At 69.8% G+C, this 23,955-nt stretch carries 22 protein-coding genes; 13 read left to right on the plus strand and 9 right to left on the minus strand.

Going from position 1 to position 23,955, the window contains the following annotated elements:
* Position 1: 1 nt before the first annotated feature.
* From OH768_RS12750 to OH768_RS12770, 5 genes are all read left to right on the plus strand, one after another.
* A complete protein-coding gene (locus OH768_RS12750; protein WP_406453116.1) occupies positions 2–961 on the plus strand; it encodes an ABC transporter permease in 960 nt (319 codons plus the stop codon).
* Positions 962–987: 26 nt separating this feature from the next.
* Positions 988–1,860 (plus strand): ABC transporter permease, encoded by an 873-nt coding sequence (locus OH768_RS12755; RefSeq protein WP_406465250.1) that lies wholly within the window; start codon positions 988–990, stop codon positions 1,858–1,860.
* Positions 1,857–3,512 (plus strand): dipeptide ABC transporter ATP-binding protein, encoded by a 1,656-nt coding sequence (locus OH768_RS12760; protein ID WP_406453118.1) that lies wholly within the window; start codon positions 1,857–1,859, stop codon positions 3,510–3,512. Before OH768_RS12755 ends, OH768_RS12760 begins: the two co-directional genes overlap by 4 nt.
* On the plus strand, positions 3,509–4,444 hold the full coding sequence (locus tag OH768_RS12765; RefSeq protein ID WP_406453120.1) for an ROK family protein: 936 nt from the start codon (positions 3,509–3,511) through the stop codon (positions 4,442–4,444). Before OH768_RS12760 ends, OH768_RS12765 begins: the two co-directional genes overlap by 4 nt.
* 154 nt (positions 4,445–4,598) lie before the next feature.
* Positions 4,599–5,996, plus strand: coding sequence for a glycoside hydrolase family 43 protein (locus OH768_RS12770; RefSeq protein WP_406453122.1), 1,398 nt, complete (start codon positions 4,599–4,601; stop codon positions 5,994–5,996).
* Between the two features lie 76 nt (positions 5,997–6,072).
* Here the strand turns inward: OH768_RS12770 and OH768_RS12775 are convergent, their stop codons facing one another.
* On the minus strand, positions 6,073–7,035 hold the full coding sequence (locus tag OH768_RS12775; protein ID WP_406453124.1) for an ABC transporter substrate-binding protein: 963 nt from the start codon (positions 7,033–7,035) through the stop codon (positions 6,073–6,075).
* 364 nt (positions 7,036–7,399) lie between these two features.
* Between OH768_RS12775 and OH768_RS12780 the strand changes: the two genes are divergently transcribed.
* Genes OH768_RS12780 through OH768_RS12795 form a run of 4 tightly spaced genes read left to right on the plus strand, consistent with a single transcriptional unit; the run spans position 7,400 to position 11,443 of the window.
* Complete coding sequence (locus OH768_RS12780) at positions 7,400–9,892, plus strand: ATP-binding protein (RefSeq protein ID WP_406453126.1); 2,493 nt, start codon at positions 7,400–7,402, stop codon at positions 9,890–9,892.
* The gene (locus OH768_RS12785; protein WP_019071413.1) at positions 9,889–10,365 is read left to right on the plus strand and encodes a roadblock/LC7 domain-containing protein; all 477 of its coding nucleotides are present in this window, start codon (positions 9,889–9,891) and stop codon (positions 10,363–10,365) included. Before OH768_RS12780 ends, OH768_RS12785 begins: the two co-directional genes overlap by 4 nt.
* Before the next feature lie 36 nt (positions 10,366–10,401).
* On the plus strand, positions 10,402–10,857 hold the full coding sequence (locus tag OH768_RS12790; protein WP_019071412.1) for a DUF742 domain-containing protein: 456 nt from the start codon (positions 10,402–10,404) through the stop codon (positions 10,855–10,857).
* Entirely contained in the window at positions 10,844–11,443 is a 600-nt protein-coding gene (locus OH768_RS12795; RefSeq protein ID WP_362974339.1) for an ATP/GTP-binding protein, read from the plus strand. The genes OH768_RS12790 and OH768_RS12795 overlap by 14 nt, the downstream gene beginning before the upstream one ends.
* Before the next feature lie 55 nt (positions 11,444–11,498).
* On the opposite strand, the gene OH768_RS12800 is transcribed toward OH768_RS12795, so the two are convergent.
* The 3 genes from OH768_RS12800 to OH768_RS12810 are packed head-to-tail and all read right to left on the minus strand — an operon-like array spanning position 11,499 to position 13,986.
* Positions 11,499–12,167, minus strand: coding sequence for an ABC transporter permease (locus OH768_RS12800; RefSeq protein WP_399121798.1), 669 nt, complete (start codon positions 12,165–12,167; stop codon positions 11,499–11,501).
* Positions 12,164–12,859: an ABC transporter permease gene (locus OH768_RS12805; protein WP_200715198.1), complete on the minus strand. Its 696-nt coding sequence runs from the start codon at positions 12,857–12,859 to the stop codon at positions 12,164–12,166. Before OH768_RS12805 ends, OH768_RS12800 begins: the two co-directional genes overlap by 4 nt.
* On the minus strand, positions 12,856–13,986 hold the full coding sequence (locus OH768_RS12810; protein ID WP_406453130.1) for an ABC transporter ATP-binding protein: 1,131 nt from the start codon (positions 13,984–13,986) through the stop codon (positions 12,856–12,858). The genes OH768_RS12805 and OH768_RS12810 overlap by 4 nt, the downstream gene beginning before the upstream one ends.
* A gap of 244 nt (positions 13,987–14,230) precedes the next feature.
* Here OH768_RS12810 and OH768_RS12815 point away from each other — a divergent pair, with 244 nt between their 5' ends.
* Together OH768_RS12815 and OH768_RS12820 are read left to right on the plus strand one after the other, a co-directional pair.
* Positions 14,231–15,073, plus strand: a complete 843-nt coding sequence (locus OH768_RS12815) for a dolichyl-phosphate beta-glucosyltransferase (RefSeq protein WP_406453132.1) — start codon at positions 14,231–14,233, stop codon at positions 15,071–15,073.
* The gene (locus tag OH768_RS12820) at positions 15,070–17,178 is read left to right on the plus strand and encodes an ArnT family glycosyltransferase (protein ID WP_406453134.1); all 2,109 of its coding nucleotides are present in this window, start codon (positions 15,070–15,072) and stop codon (positions 17,176–17,178) included. The genes OH768_RS12815 and OH768_RS12820 overlap by 4 nt, the downstream gene beginning before the upstream one ends.
* A 107-nt stretch (positions 17,179–17,285) precedes the next feature.
* Here OH768_RS12820 and OH768_RS12825 read toward each other — a convergent pair whose 3' ends face one another.
* Genes OH768_RS12825 through OH768_RS12840 form a run of 4 tightly spaced genes read right to left on the minus strand, consistent with a single transcriptional unit; the run spans position 17,286 to position 20,621 of the window.
* The gene (locus OH768_RS12825; protein WP_406453136.1) at positions 17,286–18,029 is read right to left on the minus strand and encodes a phosphotransferase family protein; all 744 of its coding nucleotides are present in this window, start codon (positions 18,027–18,029) and stop codon (positions 17,286–17,288) included.
* Positions 18,030–18,084: 55 nt separating this feature from the next.
* Complete coding sequence (locus tag OH768_RS12830) at positions 18,085–18,816, minus strand: FAD:protein FMN transferase (RefSeq protein ID WP_406453138.1); 732 nt, start codon at positions 18,814–18,816, stop codon at positions 18,085–18,087.
* A 1-nt stretch (position 18,817) separates the two neighbouring features.
* Entirely contained in the window at positions 18,818–19,273 is a 456-nt protein-coding gene (locus tag OH768_RS12835; RefSeq protein WP_406453140.1) for an FMN-binding protein, read from the minus strand.
* Positions 19,274–19,283: 10 nt separating this feature from the next.
* Positions 19,284–20,621 (minus strand): ferric reductase-like transmembrane domain-containing protein, encoded by a 1,338-nt coding sequence (locus OH768_RS12840; protein WP_406453142.1) that lies wholly within the window; start codon positions 20,619–20,621, stop codon positions 19,284–19,286.
* Between the two features lie 150 nt (positions 20,622–20,771).
* On the opposite strand from OH768_RS12840, the gene OH768_RS12845 reads away from it, so the two are divergent.
* Both OH768_RS12845 and OH768_RS12850 read left to right on the plus strand, forming a co-directional pair.
* Positions 20,772–21,461, plus strand: a complete 690-nt coding sequence (locus tag OH768_RS12845; RefSeq protein ID WP_406453144.1) for a response regulator transcription factor — start codon at positions 20,772–20,774, stop codon at positions 21,459–21,461.
* Positions 21,458–22,912 carry a sensor histidine kinase gene (locus OH768_RS12850; RefSeq protein ID WP_406453146.1) on the plus strand — a complete coding sequence of 485 codons (1,455 nt, stop codon included), beginning with the start codon at positions 21,458–21,460 and terminating at the stop codon, positions 22,910–22,912. The genes OH768_RS12845 and OH768_RS12850 overlap by 4 nt, the downstream gene beginning before the upstream one ends.
* Before the next feature lie 115 nt (positions 22,913–23,027).
* Here OH768_RS12850 and OH768_RS12855 read toward each other — a convergent pair whose 3' ends face one another.
* Entirely contained in the window at positions 23,028–23,633 is a 606-nt protein-coding gene (locus OH768_RS12855; protein WP_406453148.1) for a GPP34 family phosphoprotein, read from the minus strand.
* Positions 23,634–23,955 lie beyond the last annotated feature (322 nt).

A 23,955-nucleotide genomic window follows, 5' to 3' on the forward strand; every position in this document is an offset into this window, starting at 1 on the left:
CATGGACACCCTCCTGTATCTGACCCGGCGGATCGCCCAGGCGCTCGTCGTGATCCTCATCGTGACGGTCGTGGTCTTCGGTCTGCTGCACGCGCTGCCCGGGGGTCCCGCACGCGGGATCCTCGGCCCGCAGGCCACGCCCCAGCAGATCACGCTGTTCAACCACGACCAGGGGCTCGACCGGCCGCTGCCCGTGCAGTACCTGTACTACCTGCGGCAGTTGCTGCACGGGGACCTCGGCACGTCGTACACCCTCAACGAGGCGGTGTCCCAGCTCATCGAGCAACGGCTGCCGAAGACACTGGTGTTGACCGTGCTGTCGGCGGTTGTCGGGCTGTTGCTCGCTCTTCCACTGGGCATGTGGCAGGCGGTGCGGCGGAACAAGCCTGCCGACTACGTCATCACCACGTTGAGCTTTGTGGCGTACTCGACTCCCGTGTACTTCCTGGGACTTGTGCTGGTGATGGTCTTCACGCAGGTCGTGCGGTGGTTTCCGTCGCAGGCGCCGCAGGGGGACACGGTTGCTCAAGTCTTCGCGGATCCGGTGGCGTTGGTGCTGCCGGTGTTGACGGGGGCGGCCTCGATGGTTGCCGTGTTCAGTCGGTACATGCGGGCGGCGACGCTGGAGAACCTGTCCGAGGACTATGTGCGGACGGCTCGGGCGGGGGGTTCGCGGCAGCGGGAGATTCTCTTCAAGCACGTGTTCCGGAACTCGTTGACTCCGGTGATCGCGATGCTCGGGTACTACGTGCCGGTCCTGTTCGGGGGTGCGCTGGTTGTCGAGCAGCTCTTCAACTACCCGGGGATGGGGCTGTTGTTCTGGAGTGCGGCTCAGTCTTCGGACTATCCGGTGCTGTTGGGGTGTGTGTTGGTGATCTCTGTGGCGACTGTGGTGGGGACGCTGCTCGCCGATGTCGTCCAAAGGATCGTGGATCCTCGCGTGAAAGGGGGCACGACGTGAGTGTTCAAAGTGCCGGTCGGTGGGGGCTGGGCGCGCCCCGCGGCGGAGCCGCAAATCGAAACAGCCCCGCGCCCCTGAGAGCGCGCTTCGCGCGCAATAAGCTTGCCGTTGCCGGACTCGTAGTGGTTGCCCTCTTTTTTCTGTTCTGCTTCATCGGGCCGCTTCTCTTCTCCACCGACCAGACCCACACCGACCTCACGCAGGTCAACCTCGGCCCCAGCGGCTCGCATTGGCTCGGTACGGACGCCGTTGGGCATGACGAGCTCGGGCGGCTCATGTACGGCGGGAAGGTCTCGTTGCTCGTCGGGCTTGCCGCCGGGGTGCTCGCCACTGTCATCGGGACGCTCTGGGGGTCGATCGCGGGGTATGCGGGTGGGTGGGTCGACGCCGTCATGATGCGGGTCGTGGATGCCGGGATCGCGATTCCGGCCCTGTTCATTCTGCTGGTCGTGTCCGCCATCACCACGCCGGACACGGGCGGGCTGATCGTCATCCTGGGGCTGGTGTCCTGGCTCGTGCCGTCGCGGCTGGTGCGCGCGGAGACGTTGACGTTGAAGAGCCGCGACTATGTGCTGACCCTGCGCGCCATCGGTGGTTCGCACGGCCGGGCCATCGCCCGGCACATCCTGCCCAACTCGGTGTCGACGATCGTCGTCGCGGCCACCTTCCAGGTCGCCGACGCGATTCTGCTCGTGGCCTATGTGTCCTATCTGGGGCTGGGAGTTCAGCCGCCGGCGACCGACTGGGGCGGCATGCTCTCGGCCGGGCTGACGGCCGCCTACTCGGGACGCTGGTGGCTGATCGTGCCACCGGGTCTCGCGATCATCCTCGTCGTGTGCGCTTTCAACGCGATCGGTGACGGACTGCGGGACGCCTTCGACGTGAGGGGACGCGGATGAACAACATCCTGGAGATGGAGAATCTGGGCGTCACCTTCTCGACGGAGAGCGGTGACGTGCCCGCCGTGCGCGGGGTTTCCTTGCGGGTGGCGCCCGGCGAGACCCTGGCCCTGGTGGGTGAGTCCGGGTCGGGGAAGTCGACCGTGGCGCTCGCCGCCCTCGGGCTGCTGCCGGGCAACGCCCGCGCTTCCGGGGGTGTTTCGGTCGGCGGTACGGATGTGGTCGGCGCCGGTGAGGCCGAACTCGCGCGACTGCGTGGGCGTACGGCCTCGATGGTGTTCCAGGAGCCGGCCACCGCGCTCGATCCGCTGACCCGAATCGGCAGGCAGATAGCGGAAGTTGTACGGAATCATCGGGACGTCTCCCGGCAGGAGGCGGCTGCCGAGGCCGTCGCGCTGCTGCGCAGGGTCGGTATTCCCGACCCGGAGCGGCGGGCTTCCGCGTTTCCGTTCCAGTTGTCCGGTGGGCAGCGGCAGCGGGTCGTCATCGCCATGGCCATCGCCAACTCGCCCGGGTTGCTCGTCGCGGACGAGCCGACCACCGCGCTCGATGTCACCGTGCAGGCCGAAATCCTCGATCTGCTGCGGGCGTTGGCCGTCGGCTCGGGGACGGGCGTGCTGCTGGTCACGCACAACATGGGGGTCGTCGCCGATTTCGCCGACCGGGTCGCCGTGATGCTGGAGGGGGAGATCGTGGAGACCGGGGCGGTGGAGGACGTGTTGTTGCGGCCCGCGCACGAGTACACGCGGCGATTGCTGGAGGCTGTGCCCCGACTTGCGGTGAGCGGGGCCGGGAGTCCCGTGCGCGAAGAGACTCCCGAGGGGGCGCCGGTCGTCGAACTCCGGGGTGTGGGCGTGCGGTTCGGGCGGGGGCCGCGTGCTGTGCGGGCGCTGGACGAGGTGTCGCTGACCGTGCGGGCCGGGGAGACCGTGGGGCTCGTCGGAGAGTCCGGGTCGGGGAAGTCGACCGCGGCACGGGTGGCCCTCGGGCTGGTGGCGCCGGAGTCGGGGAAGGTCTCGCTCTTCGGGGCCGATCTGCGCAAGGCACGGGGGCGGGCGCGGCGGGCCCTGCTGGCCGGGGTCGGTGTGGTGCTGCAGGATCCGGTGGCCTCGCTGGACGCGCGGATGAGTGTCGCGGAGTGTGTGGCCGAGCCACTGCGGGTGCACCGGCGTGGGATGGGGGCCGTCGAGCGGCGGGAGCGGGTCGCCGAGGTGCTCGAACTGGTGCGGCTGCCGAGGGAGTTGGCGCGGCGCGGGCCGCGTGAGCTGTCCGGTGGGCAGCGGCAGCGGGTGAGTCTCGCGCGGGCGCTGGTGCTCGCGCCGCGGTTGCTGGTCGCGGACGAGCCGACGAGCGCGCTGGACGTGAGTGTGCAGCGGACCGTGCTGGAGGTGATCGCCGAGTTGCAGGCGGAGCTCGGGTTCGCGTGTCTCTTCGTGTCGCACGACCTGGCCGTGGTGCAACAGTTCGCGGGCCGCGTTGTCGTGATGCGGGGCGGGCGGGTCGAGGAACAGGGGCCGACCATGAGCACCTTGCTGCACCCGGAGACCGCGTACACGCGCCGGCTCATCGCCGCCGTGCCCGTGCCCGATCCGGTACTCCAACGGGAGCGCAGAGAACGCCGGGTGGCGTCGGGGACGGAGGCCGGCGCGTGAGCGAGGCTCACCAGGTGATCGCCGGTGTCGACATCGGCGGGACCACCACTCAGGTCGTGCTGTGCACGGACCGGCTCGACGTCCTGGACCGGGTGGAGGTGCCGACCCCGGCAAGCGAGGGCGGGGCGGCGATGCTCGAATCCGCACTCTCCGCGCTACGGCTGCTGCTGGACCGTACGCCCGCCCGGTTGCTCGGGGTCGGGGTCGGCGCGGCCGGGCTCGTGGACGTACGGGCCGGGCGGATCCTCGTGGCGAGCGACTCGTTCCGCGACTGGGCCGGGTTCGAGGTGACTGCCGCTGTCGAACGGGCCCTGGATGTACCGGCGTTCCTCGACAACGACGTCAACGCGTTTCTGCGCGGGGAGGTCGCGAAGGGAGCCGTCGTGGGTGAGGAGAACGTGCTCGGGATGACGCTCGGCACCGGGGTGGGTGGCGCACTGTGGCTGAATGGCGCCCTTTACGACGGGCCGCGCGGGGCTGCGGGCGAGATCGGTCATGTGCCGGGGTTCGGCGAGCTGCCGTGCACGTGCGGTGGCCGGGGGCATCTGGAGACGCTGGCGTCGGGGCGGTCGATCGCGGCGCGGTACGGGGAGCGGACCGGTGTGGACCGTACCGGCCGCGCGGTTGCCGAGGCGGCCCGCGGCGGCGACCCGGACGCGCTCGCCGTGTACCGGGACGCGGGCCGGGGTGTGGCCCGTGCGCTGCTGATCACGGCGGGGCTGCTGGATGTCACGACGTGTGTGATCGGCGGGGGTGTCAGCCGCTCGTGGGCGCTGGTCGGGTCGGCCGTGCGGGAGACGCTGGCGCTGGAGCCGCCGGTGAGCGGTCACCCGGTGCGGGTGCTGCCGGCGAGGCTGGGCGGTGACGCGGTGGCGGTCGGGGCGGCGGCCAGGGCGCGGACGGAACTGCTGATCCACACAGGCGGCTCGTAGCGGACGCCTACGTGAACGACGAGAACCGGCCAAGCACGACCGTGTGATTGACGCGCACGCGCCCCATCTCTACCTTCTGATCGACTTACCGAACCCCGTTCGGAATGTCGAACGATATGAATCAATGGGCCGCTCGTATCCCCCTGGAGAACACATGGCCGTCCCCCCTCTCCCCCACCCCTCCCGCCGCCTGTTCCTCGGCATGGCCGCGACCGTCCCCCTCGCGGCCACCGGAGCGCTCACACTCGGCGCCGGCAGCGCGCGGGCGGCGACCAACTCGGCTCATGTCATGTGCTACTTCACCGAGTCGCCGACGTTCCTGGGCGCCAACTACGGCCTGCACCTGGCCGTCAGCCTCGACGGTCTGCAGTGGACCCCGCTGAACCAGAACGCCCCCGTCGCCACCCCGACCGCGGGCTCCCTCGGTCTGCGCGACCCCTTCATCCTGCGCAAGCAGGACGGCACGTTCGTGGTCCTCGCGACGGACCTCAACGGCACCGACTGGTCGTACGTCAGCCAGTACATCCATGTCTGGGACTCCACCGATCTGCGCACCTTCACCGGTTACCGGCGGATGAAGGTGCACGACCTGGACACCCACGCGTGGGCGCCGGAGTCGTACTGGGACGCGGGGCGCGGGCAGTACGGGGTGATCTACTCGGCCGTCAACGACAGCGGCCACAACGTCATCATGGTCAACTACACGAGCGACTTCGTGACCGCCGGCGATCCGCAGGTGTTCTTCGACCCCGGTTACGACGTCATCGACGGTGATCTCGCCGTGGGCGTGAACGGGGTCAACTACCTCTACTTCAAGAAGAATTCGACGCTGGTCGGCGCGAAGTCCACGTCACTGGACCCGGGCAGCTTCACCGAGTTCAGCACCGCGGTCTCGCACAACGGCACCGAGGCCCCGACCTTGGTCAAGTCCCTTGCCTCCAGCTCCACTTGGTACCTCTGGGGCGACACCTGGGACCCCAACGGCGTCTTCTACGCCTGGCAGACCAGCAGTCTCGCCGCCGGCACCTGGACGGCCGTCGACCAGAAGCTCTACACCCAGCCGCTCAACTCCAAGCACTGCGGCATCCAGCCGATCACCGCGGCCGAGTACAACAACCTCGTGGCGAAGTGGGGCACGCCGGCCTGGAACCGGCTCAAGTCCTACAACTATCCGGCGCGTTACGTCCGGCACTCCAACTTCGTCGGCCGGATCGACGAGTACGCCTTCGACCCGTACACCGACTCGCAGTGGACCCTGGTGCCGGGCCTCGCGGACAGCGCGGGAGTGTCCTTCCAGTCGGTCAACTACCCGACGCGGTATCTGCGGCACTACAACTACGCGCTCCAACTCGACGTGAACGACGGCACGTCGACGTTCGCCGGGGACGCCACGTTCTACCGGACGGCCGGCCTGGCGGACTCCACCTGGGCGTCCTTCCGGTCGTACAACAACCCGACCCGCTACATCCGGCACTCCAACTACGTGCTGCGCATCGACCCGATCTCGACGGCCACGGACCAGCAGGACGCGACGTTCTACGTCGGCTACTGAGCCCGCGGGCACGACGGGCACGGCGACGCGGGTGCCTCCCGGAGAACGGAGGCACCAGCGTCGGCGGCGGAACGGGTCAGCTCAGGCCGGCCGTCTTCAGCCAGGCCTTCGCCACGTCCAGCGGGTCCTTGTTCTGCGAACCCACCTGGGTGTCGAGGTCCAGCAGGGTCGCCGTGTCGAGCTTCGCGGAGACCGCGTTGAGGGCGGCCACACCGGCGGCGGAGAGGCCGCTCTTGTAGACCAGGGGCTGCACGTTCTCGAAGCCGAAGAGCCGCTTCGGGTCCTGGAGCGTGACGTGCTTCTCCTTGGTGATGGTCGGGTCCGTGCTGAAGAGGTCGGCCGCCTGCACGGTGTTCTTCTGCAGCGCGGCAGCCGTCAGCGGGCCGCCCGCGTCCAGCGCCTTGAAGGACTTGAACTCCAGGCCGTACACGGACTTCAGGCCCACCAGGCCCTGCTGCCGGGTCTGGAACTCCGGCGAGGCGCCGATGACCAGGTCCTTGGCGATGGACTTGAGGTCCGCGATGCTGGACTCGGCCGTGAGGTTGTACTTCTTCGCGGTCTCCGCGTTGAGCGTGACCGTGTCCTTGTCCTCGGCGGCGGCCGGGTCCAGCAGCGTCAGCTTGGTGTCGAGCTTGGCGTTGATCGCGGCCGTGGTCGCCGCGAGGGTCGCCGGGGCGGCCTTCGGGTCGAGGTAGGCCAGCAGGGCGCCGTTGTATTCGGGCAGCACCGTGATGGAGCCGTTCTTGAGCAGGCCGTACGTCGTCTCGCGGCTGCCGATGTTCGGCTTGTAAGTGACCTTGACGCCCTTGGCCTTGAGGGCCTCGCCGTAGATGTCGGCGATCAGGATGCTCTCGGCGAAGTTGTTCGAGCCGACGACGACCGTGTCGCCACTGGCCTTGCCGCCCGAGAGGGGGTTGTCGGACTTGCTGTCGGAGGACGAACCACATCCCGTGACAAGCGCAGCCGTGGCGGCGAGGGCGATGGCCGCCGCGCCGGGGTACCTAGTGCTGGACCAGCTGTTCTTCGCTTTAGAAGTCACAATTCCCGTTCCGGGGTTGGATGTTGGCACAGGCGTGCAGGCATGGCTGTGGCGTCCACGCGCGGGGCATGAATGCCGCACTCCGCTGATCCAATCCAGCCGGTTCTTGGTCAGTCAAGAGAACTCTGGTCACCGATTGGCCTCAATGAGTGCCCAGTTGTGAAGGCAACGTAAACAGACCGGTCACGAACACAGGCGCTTTGTAATTGATTCTTGACGTAGGGCGACGCACTTGATCGTTCAAAGAGGCGGTAGTCTCCCCGGAGTTGGCGTCGGTCACAGCGGTGTGCGGGGGCCGCTTCGATCAAAAACAGTCACGTGTGTCGCTGCGCGTACCGTGACAACACCCCACGAAGGAGGCCTGGTGTCCATACGGGGCTTCGCAGACCGTTGGCCCTTCAGGCGCAAGCTCAATCTGCTCGTCGGCGTGCCGCTCGCGGTGGTCGCGGTGCTGCTGACGTATCTCATCGCCGATGAGATCGGGCAGTCGACGGACGCGAGCGACGCGGCCCAACTGGTGCGGGACAGCGGCCAGGTCGCCGAGCTGGTGAACCTCGTGGAGGCGGAGCACCAGCAGGCCATCCTGCTCTCCGTCCGCTTCGAGGCCACCAACGACGGCGGCACCCCCTCGCAGAGCGCCTACCGCAAGGCCCAGCAGGCCGTGGACCAGCAGGTCGAGAAGGTGCGCGACACCTTCGGCGACCGGCTGCCGGCCGGCGAGGCGCAGGCGCTCAGGGAGATCAACGGCCTGGAGACACTGCGCAGCACGGTCGAGCAGAGCTATCTGCCCGCCGACAACATCGACCCCGCGTACACCAGCGCCTCCGAGGGCCTGATCGACGGACTCGACCTCGAACACAACGCGAACCTCGCCACCACCTTCACCGGCAACCTCCTGGACTCCGTCCTGCGGGCCGATGCCGCCCACAGCTCGTTCGAGACCAGCGTGTTCTCGGCGACGACCGGTGACAGCAACGCGCTCATCGAGTTCACCAACGCCGTCGGCTCCTACGACCTGTACACCTACCAGGCCTCCCGCTTCGCCCGGTTCGCCACCGAGGAGCAGGCCGACGAGCTGTCCGGCATCGAGCACACCACCCCGCAGCGGGAGATCGCCGAGGCCTACGCCGAGCTGCAGATCGACCCCAGCGGGCTGCAGGCCGAGTCGCCGGGCGCGGTCCGCAAGGCGTTCGCGGACGCCATGAGCGACTATCCCTCATACCCGCGGCAGGCCGAGGCCCGGCTGAAGATCACCAATTCGCTGATCGGCCGGATCGCCACCCGCGCCGACAGCGCGTCCAGCTCCGCCTCCTGGCGTGCCGGAATCCTGCTGAGCCTGTCGGTGCTCGGCTTCATGCTGTGGCTCTTCTTCGTGGTGATCGTGCGCCGCTCGGTGGTCCGCCCGGTGCAGGCCCTGACCGGTGCCGCCAAGCAGGTCGCCGAGGTCGCGGGCCGTGAACTCGCCCGCGTGGCCGACGACGACGCCGAGGACGACGGCCCGCCGATGCTGCGGGACATGCCGGTCACCGCGAAGGACGAGATCGGTGATCTCGCCGAGGCCTTCAACCATGTGCAGACCACGGCCGCCGCGCTGCTGGCCCGGCAGGTCGTCAGCCGCCGCAACGTCGCCGAGATGTTCGGCAACGTCGGCCGCCGCGTCAGCAATCTGACGACCCGTCAACTCGCGCTGATCGACGCGGTGGAGCGCGGCGAGACCGACCCGGCGCTCCTCGAACGCCTCTACTCCATCGACCACATCGCCGTACGCCTGCGCCGCAACGCGGACAGTCTGATGCTGCTCGCCGGCATCCGCGAGACCGTGCTCGACGGCGGACCCACCGAACTCACCAACGTCGTACGGGCCGCGCTCGGCCAGATCGAGGGCTTCCAGCGGGTGAGTCTGCGGGCCGACACCGAGATCATGGTGGAGCCCGACATCATCGGCGACCTCACGCTGATGGTGGCCGAACTCCTGGAGAACGCGGTCTCGTTCTCCCCCGCGGGCAGCCCCGTCGAGGTGGTCGTCCGCACCGACGGCGACGACGCGCTGATCGTCGTGGCCGACCACGGTCTCGGGATGAGCGCCGACCGCATCGCCGAGGAGAACGCCCGGCTGATCCGCCGTGAGCGTCTCGACCTGGTGCCGACGAAGGTGCTCGGCCTGTTCGTGGTCGGTACGCTGGCCCGCCGCTGGGACGTCGACGTCACGCTGGCCCGCACACCGGGCGGCGGTGTGACGGCCGAGGTGACCATCCCGGCGACGCTGCTGCTGCGCATGAGCGCGCTGGCCTCCGGCGGTGCGGCGGAAGGACACGCAGGGCCCGACAAGGCGCTCGCGCCCGCCGGGTCGGGAGCCGTCGACTCCGGGGACGACCAGCGCCGTCCGGCTCCCTCCTGGGCCGCCTCGGACTCCGGGCCGCGCCCGTCGATCACCCTGAGCAGACCCGAGCCGGCCGCGTCCGAGCACATGCGTGCCGAGGACGAGCCCTCCCCGCTCCCCCGCCGGGTCTCCCGTTACGAGACGGCGCCGACGGCCGCCGCGGCTCCCCCGCCCGTCACCCACCACGCCCCGGCGGACGAGTCCGCCGCCTTCGACACCGCCCCCGGAGGCTCCCGCCCCCTGCGCCGGCGGGTCAAGGGCGCCACCCTTCGTACGGGCGTCGACGACGCCGCCCAGCAAGCCGCCAGGCAGGCCCCCCGGCCCGCCGACGCGGACGCCGTCCGTTCGGCCCTCGAAGAGTTCGAGGCAGCCGTGGAGCAGGCCAACCGGGACAGCGACACCCTCTCGGGCCTGCGCCTCACGGACGTGAACCACCCGCACGACCGGAACAATCTCCCGAAAGGAGCGGAGCAGTGAGTACGTCGACAGGTGAAACTCCCAGGGGAGGCACCACGCCGGCCGAACTGCAGGCAGCTGCGGCCGATTTCAACTGGCTGCTCAACCGTTTCGCGACGGAGACCGCGGGTGTCGTCGACGCCATCGCGGTGTCCTCCGACGGTCTGCTGATCGCCGTGGCGGAACTGCGCGAGCACGCCCACTCGGAGCGGCTCGGGGCCATCGTCTCCGGCATTACCAGCCTGGCCGCGGGCGCCTCCGGCAACTACGGTCTCGGCGGCCTGAACAAGGTCATCATCGACCTGGAGGGCGGCCACGTCCTCGTCTCCGCGATCGGCAGCGGCGCGGTCCTCGGCGTCGTCACCGACAAGGAGGCCAAGCTCGGCAACATCGCCTACGAGATGACGCTGTTCGCCAACCGTGCCGGTTCCGCGCTCAACCCGCAGCTGGTGCTCCAGCTGAAGAACAGCGTCGGCGCCGCTTCGGCTCGGTGACCGGTCCCCGACCGGTCGAGAGAGGAACAGCCACTCATGCCCGACGGCCGCACTCCGAGCGGTGCCGGCGCGGACGGGGACACACCCCCGGGTCGCGATCCGGTGCGCGCCCCCTCCGCCGTACGGCCGTTCCTGGTGACCGCCGGCCGGGTGGCGGGCGCCGGCGCGGCCGACTCCGGACGGCCGATCCCCGTCGAGACGCAGGTGGTGGCGACGGCCGCCGGGCTCGACGTGCTCGACCGGCTCTCCTTCGAGCAGCACGACATCGTCGCCGCCTGCCGGCAGCCGCAGTCCCTCGCGGAGATCGCGGCCCGGCTGCGGCTGCACCTGAACGTGGTGCGGGTCCTCGCCGAGGACCTGCGGGCCGCCGGACAGCTGACGGTGCATGTGCCGAACACCGACATCACCCATGACGCAACCGTCCTGCGAAGGGTCATCGATGGCCTCCGCGCCATCCCCAACTCCCGGGGAGTACTCCGTGACACCGACTGAACCGGTCGCCCGCGGTGCGGCTGCGCAGACCGTCGTACGACCGCCGCTGCCGGTGAAGATGGTCGTCGCGGGCGGCTTCGGCGTGGGCAAGACCACCACCGTGGGCGCGATCTCCGAGATCGAGCCGCTGACCACCGAGGCCGCGATCACCGAGGTCGCTGCGGGCGTGGACGACCTGTCCCACACCCCGCGCAAGACCACGACCACGGTGGCGATGGACTTCGGCTGCATCACCATCGACCCGACCCTGAAGCTGTATCTGTTCGGGACGCCCGGGCAGGACCGGTTCGGCTTCATGTGGGACGACATCGTGGAGGGCGCGGTCGGCGGTCTCGTCATCGTCGACACCCGCCGGCTCGACGACTGCTACGCGGCCGTCGACTACTTCGAGCACAAGCAGATCCCGTTCGCGGTCGCCCTCAACGCCTTCGACGGCAAGATCGAGCACTCCCTCGACGAGGTCCGCTGGGCGCTCGACGTCAACGAGCGGGTCCCGGTGATCGCCTTCGACGCGCGGGAGCGCGGCTCGGTGCGGGACGCGCTGCTGGTCGTACTGGAGCTGGCGCTCGCGCGCACCCAGGGCTGACGGCGGCAAAAGTAGGAAAGGGGGGAGGGCTCAAGCCCTCCCCCCTTCTCGGTTCTCAGTTGCTCCTGCGCACCCCCGGCGACACCGCGAGCCGTGCGATGCCCCAGAAGACTCCCAGCGTCACGAGGGCCATCCCGGCGACCAGGGTGGCGCCGCCGACGACCTTCTCGTAGTTCTTCTGGTAGAGGCCGTCGATGATGTAGCGGCCGAGGCCGCCGAGGCTGACGTAGGCCGCGATGGTGGCGGTGGAGACGATCTGGATGGCGGCCGAGCGCAGGCCGCTGAGGATCAGCGGGAGCGCGACCGGCAGTTCCACCTGGAAGAGGATGTTCGTCTCGTTCATGCCCATGCCGCGGGCGGCGTCGACCGGGGACGGGTCGACGGAACGCATCGCCTCGTACGTGGTGACCAGGATCGGCGGTACGGCGAGGACGACCAGCGGGATCATCACCGGCACCAGGCCGAAGCCGATCAGCACGAACATCAGCACCAGCAGGCCGAAGCTGGGCAGTGCGCGGGCGGCGGTGGCGATGAGCGAGAGGGCGTTGCCGCCGCGTCCGGTGTGGCCCGTGAGCAGACCGACGGGGAGGCCGATGGCGGCGGCGATGGCGAGCGCGATCAGCGAGTACTGGACGTGCTCGCGCAGCCGGGTGGGGATGCCGTCGTAGCCGTGCCAGTGGGTGCTGTCGCTGAAGAACAGGTTGATGTAGTGGAGTACGTTCACCGGGCTGCGTCCTCCAGTACGGGTTCGGCCGGTGCGGGCCGGGCCTTGCGGGTGCCGCGTGGCATCCAGGGCGTGAGGAGCAGGCGTACGGCGACCAGGACGGCGTCCACGACGATGGCGAGGACGGCGGTGGTGATCACGGAGAGCCAGATCAGGCGCGGCTGGTGGTAGATCTGGCCGTCGTTGAGCAGGTTGCCCAGCGCGCCCTGGTTGCCGATCAGCATGCCGACGCTGACGAGGGAGATGCTGGACACGGTCGCCACCCGCAGGCCGGCGATGATCGCGGGCACGGCGATCGGCAACTGTACCTGGAGGTACCGGCGTACGGGCCCGAGGCCCATCGCGGTCGCCGCGTCCAGGGTCTCCTGCGGTACCGAGCGGACGCCGTCCACGATCGCCGGGACAAACACCACCAGGCTGTAGACGCCGAGCGGGATCATCACGGTGGTCTCGGTCTGCCCGGTGTAGTCGATGAGGACGACGAAGAAGGCCAGCGAGGGGATCGCGTACAGCACGGTCGTCACCCACAGCACCGGCGGGTACAACCAGCGCAGCCGCACACACAGTTGGGCGATGGGCAGCGCGACCACGAGGCCGACGAGGACCGGGATCACGGCCTCGCGCAGATGCAGCCCGATCAGCCCGAGGTAGCTGTTCTGGAGGTCGCTGGGGATGCGGAACCAGTCGTTCATCCGACGACCTTCGCGTCCGGCCGCACCGCCGCGTGCGCGCTCCGGATCGCCTCGCCCACGGCCTGCTGCGATACGACGCCCACGACCCGGCCTCCGTCGTCCACACCGACCGCCCAGCCGGTGGGCGACAGCACGGAGCCGTCGAGCGCGGCGCGCAGGGAGTCCTTGCCGGCCGCGAACGGGCGGCCGTAGGACAGGAGTCGAGCGGTGTCGACGGCGCCGGCGGTGAGCGCGCCCGGCTCGCTCCAGCCGAGCGGCCTGCCGTCCAGGTCGGTGACGAGGAGGTACGGCACGCCGGGTGTGGTGCGTTCGGCGATCTGCTCGGCGGTGGAGTCGACGGCGACAATGGGGGACGTCTTGAGGTCGAGGCCGGACGAGGAGAAGAAGGACAGCCGCCGGATGCCGCGGTCGGCGCCGAGGAAGTCCTCGACGAAGGCGTCCGCCGGGTCGGAGAGCAGTTCGGCGGGCGGCGCGAACTGGGCCAGCTTGCCGCCGGTGCGCAGCACCGCGACCATCGTGCCGAGCTTGATGGCCTCGTCGATGTCATGAGTGACGAAGACGATCGTCTTGCCCAACTCTTCCTGGAGGCGCAGGAGTTCGTCCTGCAGCCCCTTGCGGACCACCGGGTCGACGGCGGAGAACGGCTCGTCCATCAGCAGCACCGGCGGGTCCGCGGCGAGGGCGCGGGCGACGCCGACGCGCTGCTGCTGGCCACCGGAGAGCTGGTACGGGTAGCGCTTGGCGAGGGAGGCATCCAGGCCAACCCGCTCCATGAGTTCGGTGGCCCGCGCCCTGGCCTTCTCCTTGCCCCAGCCGAGCATGCGGGGCACGGTGGCGATGTTGTCGGCGATCGTGCGGTGCTGGAAGAGTCCGGCGTTCTGGATGACGTAGCCCATGGACCGGCGCAGGGTGTTCACCGGCTGCTTGGTGATGTCGGCGCCGTCGAGGAGGATCTGGCCCTCGCTGAGGTCGATCATCCGGTTGATCATGCGCAGGGTCGTCGTCTTGCCACAGCCCGAGGGGCCGACGAGGACGGTGATCGAGCGGTCCGGTATGTCCAAGGACAACCGGTCGACCGCCACCGTGCCGTCCGGGTACCGCTTGGTGACTGAATCTATCCGTATCAAAGCGCCGAATACCCTTCGGATGTGGCAGAAACTGCCCGTTCCTGGCCGCTGTCTCAGGCCGCTGAGGGGAGAGTCTAGACGGCTTGTGTTGCGGGAACTTGGCGGGCGCCTGAGGGGTTTTGGGTGCCGCTTCCTGGGGGTTCGACGCGGATCGACTGTGCCCTTCCTGTGAGTCCGCTGATTCTCATCGGCCGTTCAGCGAAGGCACAGCAATGCCCCAGACAGGGCCCGGATCGTCACCGTCATGAACGAACAGAACGCGGGAGGCGCCCGGCAGCGGTCGGTCGAGATCGTCGTGCCGGTCTACAACGAGGCGCACGTCCTCGCCGACAGTGTCGGCCGTCTCCACGCATACCTCGAATCGTCCTTCCCGTTCCCGTTCACGATCACCGTGGCGGACAACGCGAGCACCGACGCCACCTGGCAGGCGGCGCTCGACCTCACCCAGCGGCTGCCGCACGTGCACGCCGTGCACCTCGACGCCAAGGGCCGGGGCCGCGCGCTGAAGCACGTGTGGAGCCGGTCGGAGGCGGACGTCGTCGCGTACATGGACGTCGACCTGTCCACCGGCCTCGAAGGCTTCCTGCCCCTGGTCGCTCCGCTCCTGTCCGGCCACAGCGACGTGGCCATCGGCAGCCGCCTGCACCGGCAGTCGGCCGTCCAGCGTGGCGCCAAGCGGGAGTTCATCTCCCGCTCCTACAACCTGCTGTTGAAAGCAGGCCTCGCGGCCCGCTTCTCGGACGCGCAGTGCGGCTTCAAGGCCGTCCGCACCGAGGTGTTCCGGGCGCTCGCCCCGCACATCGAGGACACCGCCTGGTTCTTCGACACCGAACTCCTCGTCCTCGCCCAGCGCAACAGGCTCCGTATCCACGAGGTCCCGGTCGACTGGATCGACGACCCCGACAGCCGCGTCGACATCGTCCGTACCGCCCTCGACGACCTCAAGGGCATGCGCCGCATGTTCAAGCAGAGCATCACCGGCCGCGCCCGCATCGCCGCCGTACCCCACCGCACCCGCACCACCACCCCTGTCCTGCCCGTCGGGGCACCTGCCTCTTCCGCGGAACACCTGGAGTACGCGTCATGACGACCCTCGCCCCGCCCCCCGGCCAGGAAGCCACCCGGCGCTCGCACCGGGCCGGACCGCCCGCCGACGGCGGCCTCAACTCCCGTGCCAGAAGGCTCTTCACGGGCCCGGAGGACGACCCGCGCTGGGCCCGCCCGGCCCTCTGGGCGATCCTCCTGCTGGCCACCGCGCTCTACGCCTGGAACCTGACCTCGATCACCGGCAACACCTTCTACGACGCGGCCGTCTACAGCGGCACCAAGAGCTGGAAGGCGTTCTTCTTCGGCGCGCTCGACTCCGGCAGCTTCATCACGGTCGACAAACCGCCGTTCGCCCTCTGGGTGATGGGCCTCTCCGCCCGCGTATTCGGTTACGGCACCTGGCAGTTGATGCTCCCGATGGTCGCGGCCGGCACCGGCTCGGTGGCCCTGCTGTACCGGAGCGTCAAGCGGGACTTCGGCGCGGTCGCGGGCACCATCTCCGCGCTCGTCCTCACCCTCACCCCGATCACGGTCGCCATCACCCGTGACACCAACCCGGACCCGATCCTCGTCCTGCTGATGATGCTGGGCGCGGTGGCCCTCCTGAAGGCCGTCCGCAACGGCAGGTTGATGCCGCTGGTGTGGTCGGCGGTCGCGATCGGCTTCGCGTTCAACACCAAGATGATGCAGGCGTACGTCGTCCTGCCCGCGTTCTTCCTCGTCTACCTCTGGGCCACCAACATCTCGCTCGGCAAGCGCATCCGCAACCTCGCCGTCGCCACCGTCGCGCTGATCGTCTCCAGCGCCTGGTGGATGGTGATCGTCGACCTGATCCCCGCGTCCTCCCGCCCCTACATCGGCGGCTCCACCGACAACACGGTGTGGGACCTCGTCATCGGCTACAACGGCTTCGGCCGGATCTTCGGCGCCAGTTCCTCGGTCGGCTCGCAGGGCAACGGGGCCTCGTTCGGCGGCAGTTCGGGCCTGTACCGGATGTTCAACGAGATCATGGGCGGCCAGATCTCCTGGCTGATCCCCTTCGCGGCGATCGCGCTGATCGCCGGTCTGGTGCTGCGCGGACGCGCTCCCCGCACCGACGCCAAGCGGGCGGCGCTCATGCTCTGGGGCGGCTGGTTCGTCCTCCACTTCCTGACCTTCTCGCTGGCCGAGGGCACCTTCCACCCGTACTACGTCACCGCCATGGCGCCCGGTATCGCGGCCCTGGCCGGTGCGGGCGGGGTGCTGCTGTACCGCGCCTTCCGTGAGGGCGCCGCCGCCAAGTGGGCCTGGGTGCTGCCGGTCGCCATCGCGGCCAGCTCGGTCTGGGCGGTCGTCCTGCTCCAGCGCGTCTCCGGCTCCGGCACGGTCTACACAGTCGCGGAGATCGTGGTCGCCGTGGCTGGTGCGGCCTCCGTACTCGGCCTGCTGGTCGGCCGGTTCACCCGGCGGCACCGCCTGATGGGCTTCGCGGCCCTGGCGGCGATCGTCGCCCTGCTCGCCGGTCCCGCGGCCTACTCGGTCTCGGCGGCGACCTCCTCGACCAACGGCACCAACCCGACGGCCGGTCCGAGCACCGGTGGCGGTATGGGTGGCGGCGGCGGTATGGGCGGCGCGCCGAGCGGCACCAAGTCCGGTACGAAGCCCAGTGGTTCGGCCCCTTCCGGTACCCGGCCCTCGGGCAGCGGTTCGGCGCCTTCCTCCTCGACGTCCGGTTCCGAATCGGGTTCCGACTCCGGTACCCAGCAGGCCGGTGGCGGCATGGGCGGCGGCACCCAGGTCTCGTCCGAGATGATCGCGTATCTCAAGAAGCACCAGGACGGGGCGACTTGGCTGCTGGCGGTGTCCACCGACCAGACGGCGTCCTCGATCATCCTGGAGTCGGGGCAGCCCGTGATCTCCATGGGCGGCTGGTCCGGCAGCGACAACGCGATGACCCTCGCCAAGCTCAAGTCCCTGGTGAAGTCCGGCAAGTTGCACTACATCATCGTCAGCAGCGACGGCGGCCAGGGCACCAACTCCGCGATCGCGACCTGGGTCAAGGCCCACGGCACGGCCGTCAAGTCCTCGGCGTACAGCACCAGTTCGTCGACCTCGACCTCGACCAGCAGCGGCCTCTACCGCCTGGACACCTCCGACGTCGGCTGAACCACCAGCCACATTTCCCGACAGGACGGGCCGCCGGTAACCCCGGCGGCCCGTCCGCTTGTCCACATCCGCGCGATGAAGGGCGTAGCAGTTGGGCCCGTACAGCCTCACATCCGGGATCTCAGCACGTCGACCTCGCAGCCCGGCGCGAACGGGTCGAAGCCGTGCTCACTCAGCCAGCGAACCACCAGCAGGCTTCGCAACGACCACCACGCGCGGATCACGTCGAGGTCGACGTCGGTGCCGTAGCCGGCGAGGACGTCACCGAGGTGCTCCTCGTGTCCGAGCGTGAAGGTGGCGAGGTCGTAGAGGGCATCACCCGGGCCCGCCTCCGACCAGTCGATGATGCCGGTGACCTCGTCGCCGTCGACGAAGACGTGCGCGATCTGCAGGTCGCCGTGGGTGAACGCCGCAGCCCACGGCCGGAGCGCTGCCTCGGCGACCTGGCGGTTGCGGGTGACCAGGTCGGCGGGCAGGACGCCGTTCGTCACGAGCGACTCGCATTCGGCGTCGAGTTCCGCCGTCAACTCGTCGAAGGCCTTTCCCCGGCCGGGCCAGGGCGGCAGGGGCGCGTCGTGCAATTTCCGGATGGCGGCGCCCGCCGCGGCCCACGCCGCCGGCGACCCTGTCGACGGCCCGCCGAGGCGGCCGAGTGTCGTCCCCGGGAGCGCGGCGATCGCGAGCGCGGGCGGCTTGCGCCACAGGACCTCCGGGGTCGGGACCGGCGCCAGGGCCATCGCCTCCACCTCGGCGTCGATGCGCGCCTGATCCGCGTCCACCTTCAGGAACACGTCACCGACGCGCAGAGTCGCGCGCTCGGAATGGGCGACGACGACTTCGACCTCATCCATGGGCACCCAGTATCCCGGGGACGATCGCCGACGTCGCCGGGATTATCGCGTGCGCCTACGCAGCGACCGTCGCGACCGGGAATCCCGGCGTACGACGGACCCGGCGCTCCGCGTCGACCGCGAACACCTCGCAGCCGGGCCGGGCGGCGGCCCAGTCGACGCCCTCCGGGCCTATCGCGAAGGCCGCGGTGGCCGTGGCGTCGGCCTCGGTGAGGGAGGTGGCGACGACGGAGAGGCTGAGCAGTCCGGTCGCGGGGCGGCCGGTGCGGCCGTCGACGATGTGGTCGCCGCGTTCGTAGCGCGCGGAGGTCGCCACCGCCCCGACGGTCAACTCCAGGACCGTGCACAGCTGGTCGGCGTGCTCGGGGTGCCGTACGCCCACCCGCCACGGACCGCCGGATACGACCACGTCGCCGCCGGCGTTGAGGATGAAGCGCCTGGCCCCGGCGGCGGTGAGCAGTTCGGCCGCCCGCTGTACCGACCAGCCCTTGACGACCGCGCAGGGGTCGAGGGGCCGGCCGGGCAGCCGGACGTCGAAGGCGCCGCCGGTCGCGAGCCGGTACTGCTCGCAGAGGCCGAGGACCTCGGTCAAGTCCGCGCTGAGCTGAGGGAGTTGGAGCTCGCCCCGGTCGTAACGGCACACCTCGCTGTCCGGGCGGAACGGGCTGAAGCGGGCGTCGACCTCGCGCAGCCAGGCGAACAGCGCGTCCGCGGTCTCGTCCCCGATGCCCTCGTCGTCGATCCGCAACGACACCGGGAATCCCATCACATGCTCAACGCGGTTCATTTCAGGCGCCCTTGGCGTCGATGGCGGCCTGGAGCGACTGGACGTAGGCGTCGCTGGTGATCGTGGCGCCGGAGACCGTGTCGATCTTCGAGCTCTGCGCCTTGAGGGTCTCCTCGATCAGCACCGGGACGGCGGCCGTGGTCTGCGGATGGTTGGGCTGCTGGAGCATGCTCACGGCACTGATCTTGTCGCCCTCGAAGGTCACCTGCACCTGCACGGTGCCCTTCTCGGTGTTGACCGCGGTGCCCTGGACGACCTTCTTGGTCGAACCGGACGACGTGGAACCGGACGACGTGGAACCGGCGGCTGACGAGGAAGCCGACGGGGAGGGCGTCGACGCCGCCTCCGTGGTCGCCGTACTCGTCGAACTCGTCGTCGTCCCGATGGACGGCTCGTAGCGCCAGACGGGGATCAGACCCGCGACGGACAGCACCAGGACAGGTATGACTCGCTTCACGATATGTCTCTCATCCCGCCAGGCTGAAGCGTTCGAAGTGGATCTGCTGCTTGGGCACGCCCATGTCCCCGAGGGTGCGCAGCACCGCGTTCATCATCGGCGGGGGTCCGCAGAGGAAGACGTCCCGGTCGGCGATGTCCGGTACCAGGCGGGCGAGTTCGCGCGGGGCCAGCTTGTCGGGGACGGGCGGGCCGGTGAGCAGGTGCAGTTCGGCGCCCTTGGCCCGGGCCAGTTCGGCCAGTTCGCCGTAGAGGACCGCGTCGCGTTCGGCGGAGACGCGGTAGACGACGACCGCGTGGCCCTCCAGGTCCTCCAGCAGGGCGCGGATGGGGGTGACGCCGACGCCGCCCGCGATGAGCAGGGACTCGGTCTTCCTTCGGTGCAGGGTGGTGAAGGCGCCGTAGGGGCCCTCGGCGAACACGCGGGTGCCGACCTCGATGTGGCGCAGGGCGGCCGTGCCGGCGCCGGCCGTCTTGGCGGTGAGGCGGAGGCCGGTGCCGTCGGGGGCGGCCGAGAGGGAGAAGGGGTTGGCCTGCCACCAGCGGTCCTTGGTCAGGAAGCGCCAGAGGAAGAACTGACCGGCCTGGGCCGGGAGCCGGTCGAGGTCGCGGCCGGTGATGTAGATCGACACGACGTTGTCGGACTCGGGGACGACCGCGGAGACCCGGAACTGGTGGCGCAGGTTCCGCCACAGGGGCAGCACCAGGCGGCCGAGGGCGACCGAGCCGAGGGCCACGCCCCAGACGGTGTACCAGTACGTCGTGGCGGCGGAGGACGCGGTGAAGGTCGTACCGACCGCGACCTGGTGGGTGAAGGCGAGGACCACGGCGACGTAGGTGTAGAGGTGGATGAAGTGCCAGGTCTCGTAGGCGAGGCGGCGGCGGGCGTAGCGGGCGGAGGTCGCGCCGATGACGAGGATCAGGGCGAAGGCGACGAGCGCACGCAGGATGCCCTCGGTGGTCTCGGCGAGGTCCACGACCTCGCCGACCGGGCCGGTGTCGGTGCCCTCCGCGTAGCCGAAGGCGATGAAGACGAGGTGCCCGAGCAGCGTCCAGAGCAGAGCGAAGCCCGTCCAGCGGTGCCAGGAGGTCATCCGGTCCATGCCGATCCGGCGGTCGAGCCAGGGCAGGCGGGCCACGAGCAGCAGCTGGAAGGCCATCACGAGCGCGCCGTAGAGGCCGAGGAGGCGGCCGATGACGATGAGCGCGTTGGAGGCGAATCCGGCCTGGGCGAAGAAGACGGTCACCACGGCGACGTTCGCGGCCAGCACGGCGTACAGGCCGGTGCGGGCCACCACCCTGGGGCGTATCGCCGTGGGGGGCGCAGGGGGTGATTGGACGGTCGTCACGGACGGCAGCTCCTTGATCGGGTCCTGGGAGACGAGCTTGACCTCGGGGCGCTGTCGTTTTCCTGTCGAACAACTTTCAAGTACTTATCGATGTGGGTGCGGCGGTGCCGCAGGTCTGGCGCCGGACGGCGGGTGAAGCACTATGAGCGGGTGGACAAAGTTCGACTCCTCGTCGTGGACGACGACCCGCCGATCGCCGACCTCGTCGCGACGGTCGCCCGCTACGAGGGCTGGGAGGCCGCGTGCGCGTACTCCGGTGAGGAGGCGCTGACCGTCGCCGCCGAGTTCCGGCCCGACATCGTGGTGCTCGACCTGATGCTGCCCGGCCTGGACGGCTTCGGCGTGCTGGACCGGCTGCGGCACTCCGGGACGATGGTGCCCGTGGTGTTCCTCACCGCTCGGGACGCGGTCGCCGACCGGGTCGCGGGGCTGACCCGGGGCGGTGACGACTACCTGGTCAAGCCGTTCGCGGTGGAGGAGCTGATGGCCCGGCTGCGGACGGTGCTGCGGCGCAGCGCCGGGCCCGGTTTCCCGCGCTCGGTGCTGCGGGTCGCGGACCTGACGATGGACGAGGACACCCGGGAGGTGCGGCGCGGGGACCAGCTGCTCACGCTCACGCCGACCGAGTACGAGGTGCTGCGCTATCTGCTGCGCAAGTCGCCGACCGTGCTCACCAAGGCGCAGATCCTCGACCATGTGTGGGAGTACGGCTTCGGTGGCCGCTCCAATGTGGTGGAACTGGTGGTCAGCCGGCTGCGCCGGAAGCTCGACGAGGGGCACGATCCGCTGATCCACACCGTGCGCGGCTTCGGCTATGTGATCCGGCAGGCCGCCGAGTGATCGCGCGGCTGCGGCGGACGTACCGGCGGCTGCGACTCGGCACCCGGCTGGCGCTGGGGCTCGGGGCACTGGCCCTGGTGGCGTTCGCCGTCGTCGGCACGGCCCTGACGACGTACATGCGGGACTATCTGTCGGCGCAGCTCGACGACCAGCTCGGGCTGGCCCAGGGCGCCCAGTCCAAGTCGATCGTGGCCAACGGCACCCTCCAGGGCAAGAAGTACTACCGCTGGTACTACGCCGTGTACGACGTCACGGACGGCACTCCGGTGCTCCGCAATCCCGAGGAGAGCTCGGACCTGCCGGCGGACATCGGCGACCTCACCGCCGTGGCCCGGGCCCAGATCGCCAAGGGCACCGAGGTGCTGCGCACCAGCGATCTCAAGGGCGAGGGCGAGTACCGGCTGCGCGGCTGCGCGGTCGAACCCGGTGTGGTGCTGGTCAGCGGCGCGCCGATGGACGCCATCGACGACACGGTACGACAGCTGGTGATCATCCAGGTGGTCGCCTTCGGGCTGGCGCTGCTGGCGCTGGTGGTGCTCGGCCGCAGGCTGCTGCGGCGCGGGCTGCAGCCGCTGAGCGACATGGCGCACACCGCGCACGGCATCGCCTCGCACGATCTGACCGACTCGGCGGCCCGGCTGCCGCTGCGTGCGGAGAACCGCGACGGCGGGCCCGAGGTGGAGGAGCTGCGCACCGCGTTCAACACGATGCTGGAGCACATCGACGACTCGCTCGCGGTGCGCGCGGAGGCGGAGCAGCGGCTGCGCCGGTTCGTCGCGGACGCCTCGCACGAGCTGCGGACGCCGCTGATGTCGGTGCGCGGCTACGCGGACCTGTTCCAGTACGCGGCGGCCAACGTGCCCGAGGAGCGGGACAGGCACCTGGCCCGGCTGCGCGCCGAGGCGGCCCGGATGGGCATCCTGCTCGACGACCTCCTCCTGCTGGCCCGCCTCGACGCGGCGGACGTGGAGACTCCGATACGGCTGCAGGACGCGGAGCTGGTGGAGCTGGTGGCGCAGGCGGCGGACGCGTTCCGTGCCGGGCATCCGGACCGTCCGCTGACGGTGACGGTCCCGCCGGCCCCGGTCCGGCTGCGGGTCGACCCGGTCCGGATCCGGCAGGTGCTGGACAACCTGCTGACCAACGCGGCCGTGCACACCCCGCCCGGCACGCAGGTGTCGGTGACGGTGACGGTCGGCGCCGGTACGGCGTCGGTGCGGGTCGCCGACGCGGGCCCCGGCATCCCCGAGGCCGACCGGGACCAGGTCTTCGACCGTTTCTACCGCGTCGACAAGGCCCGCAGCCGCGACCGGGGCGGCAGCGGTCTCGGCCTCGCGGTGGCGCGCTCGCTGGCGAAGGCGCACGGCGGCACGGTCGAGCTGACGTCGGAGCCCGGGGCGACGGTGTTCACGGTGACGATTCCGCTGGGGGACGGATCGGCCTGGACCTAGGCTCGGCGCACGCCATGTGACTACCATGGGTAACGTGGCGTCACTTGAGGCTCAGGACCATCAACTGGCTCTGTTTTTTCGGCCGTTGCCGCGCCGCGCAGCGGCGAAAACGCCGTCACATACCGCGCCACACATTGTCATAGGCCGCGTCCTCGACGCTCTTCCGCTGCCGGACGGCCTCCAGTTCCGTCACCGCGTCGTGGACGGTGGCGAGGACGGTGTCCAGGGCCTCGTCGGTGACCTTCACGGAGTCCTCGTCCGACACCTCGCGGATGCCGACGGCCGCGGCGAGCTGGGCGAGGACGGGTTCGCCCGTGGCCCAGCGGTCCGCCGCCCGGGTGCGGGCCGGGGAGTCGACCAGGGCCGCCTTGCCGCTGCGGACCGGGATCCAGCGACCGCGCTGCCGGGCCACCAGGCCCTCCTTCTCCAGCGCGGCGAGATAGGCCGAGGACAGACCCCGCCCCCGCCGCCACAACCAGTTCTCGACCGACTCGTACGGCGTCTCCCGTACGAGGGCGCTCGCGGCCTCGTCCAACAGGCCGTCCGGCAGGGCAACTTGGAGGTTCGGCACGATCAGTTCGCCGTCCAGCGCGACGGCCTCGGCGGCGAGGAGGTCGACCACCTCCGCTCCCGCGAGCGCGAGCGAAAGATCACCCGACTCTACGGGGCGGTCGGGGGCGACATCCATGGCGACGATCAGCAGGTCCCGGGGTGTGCTCATGGGTGCCAACCTAGCGCGGCTCATGCGAGGAGGCAGCGACACCCAACGTTTACATAATTCCGTTCCGCAGTCGGTCATGTTTCGGGACCATGAGCCTCGGATGAATACCGGGGGCTTTTGGACCGCTTGCGCCACTGCGGTCCGAATGGCGTGCCCTCTGAAGGAAATTGGCGGGGTTTCCGGTTGTTTGGGGACCCGTTCGGGCTGGCCGGATCATTTCCCTGGGTGTGGCGCTTACCTTTCCGTTGTTGACCGCCGAGTAACAGTGACGCTAGCTTTCAACCAGCCATCTCGCGTCTCTGCGATTCCGTTCGGCGCCTAC

The sequence above is a fragment of the Streptomyces sp. NBC_01622 genome (assembly GCF_045209635.1).
Classification (GTDB): domain Bacteria; phylum Actinomycetota; class Actinomycetes; order Streptomycetales; family Streptomycetaceae; genus Streptomyces.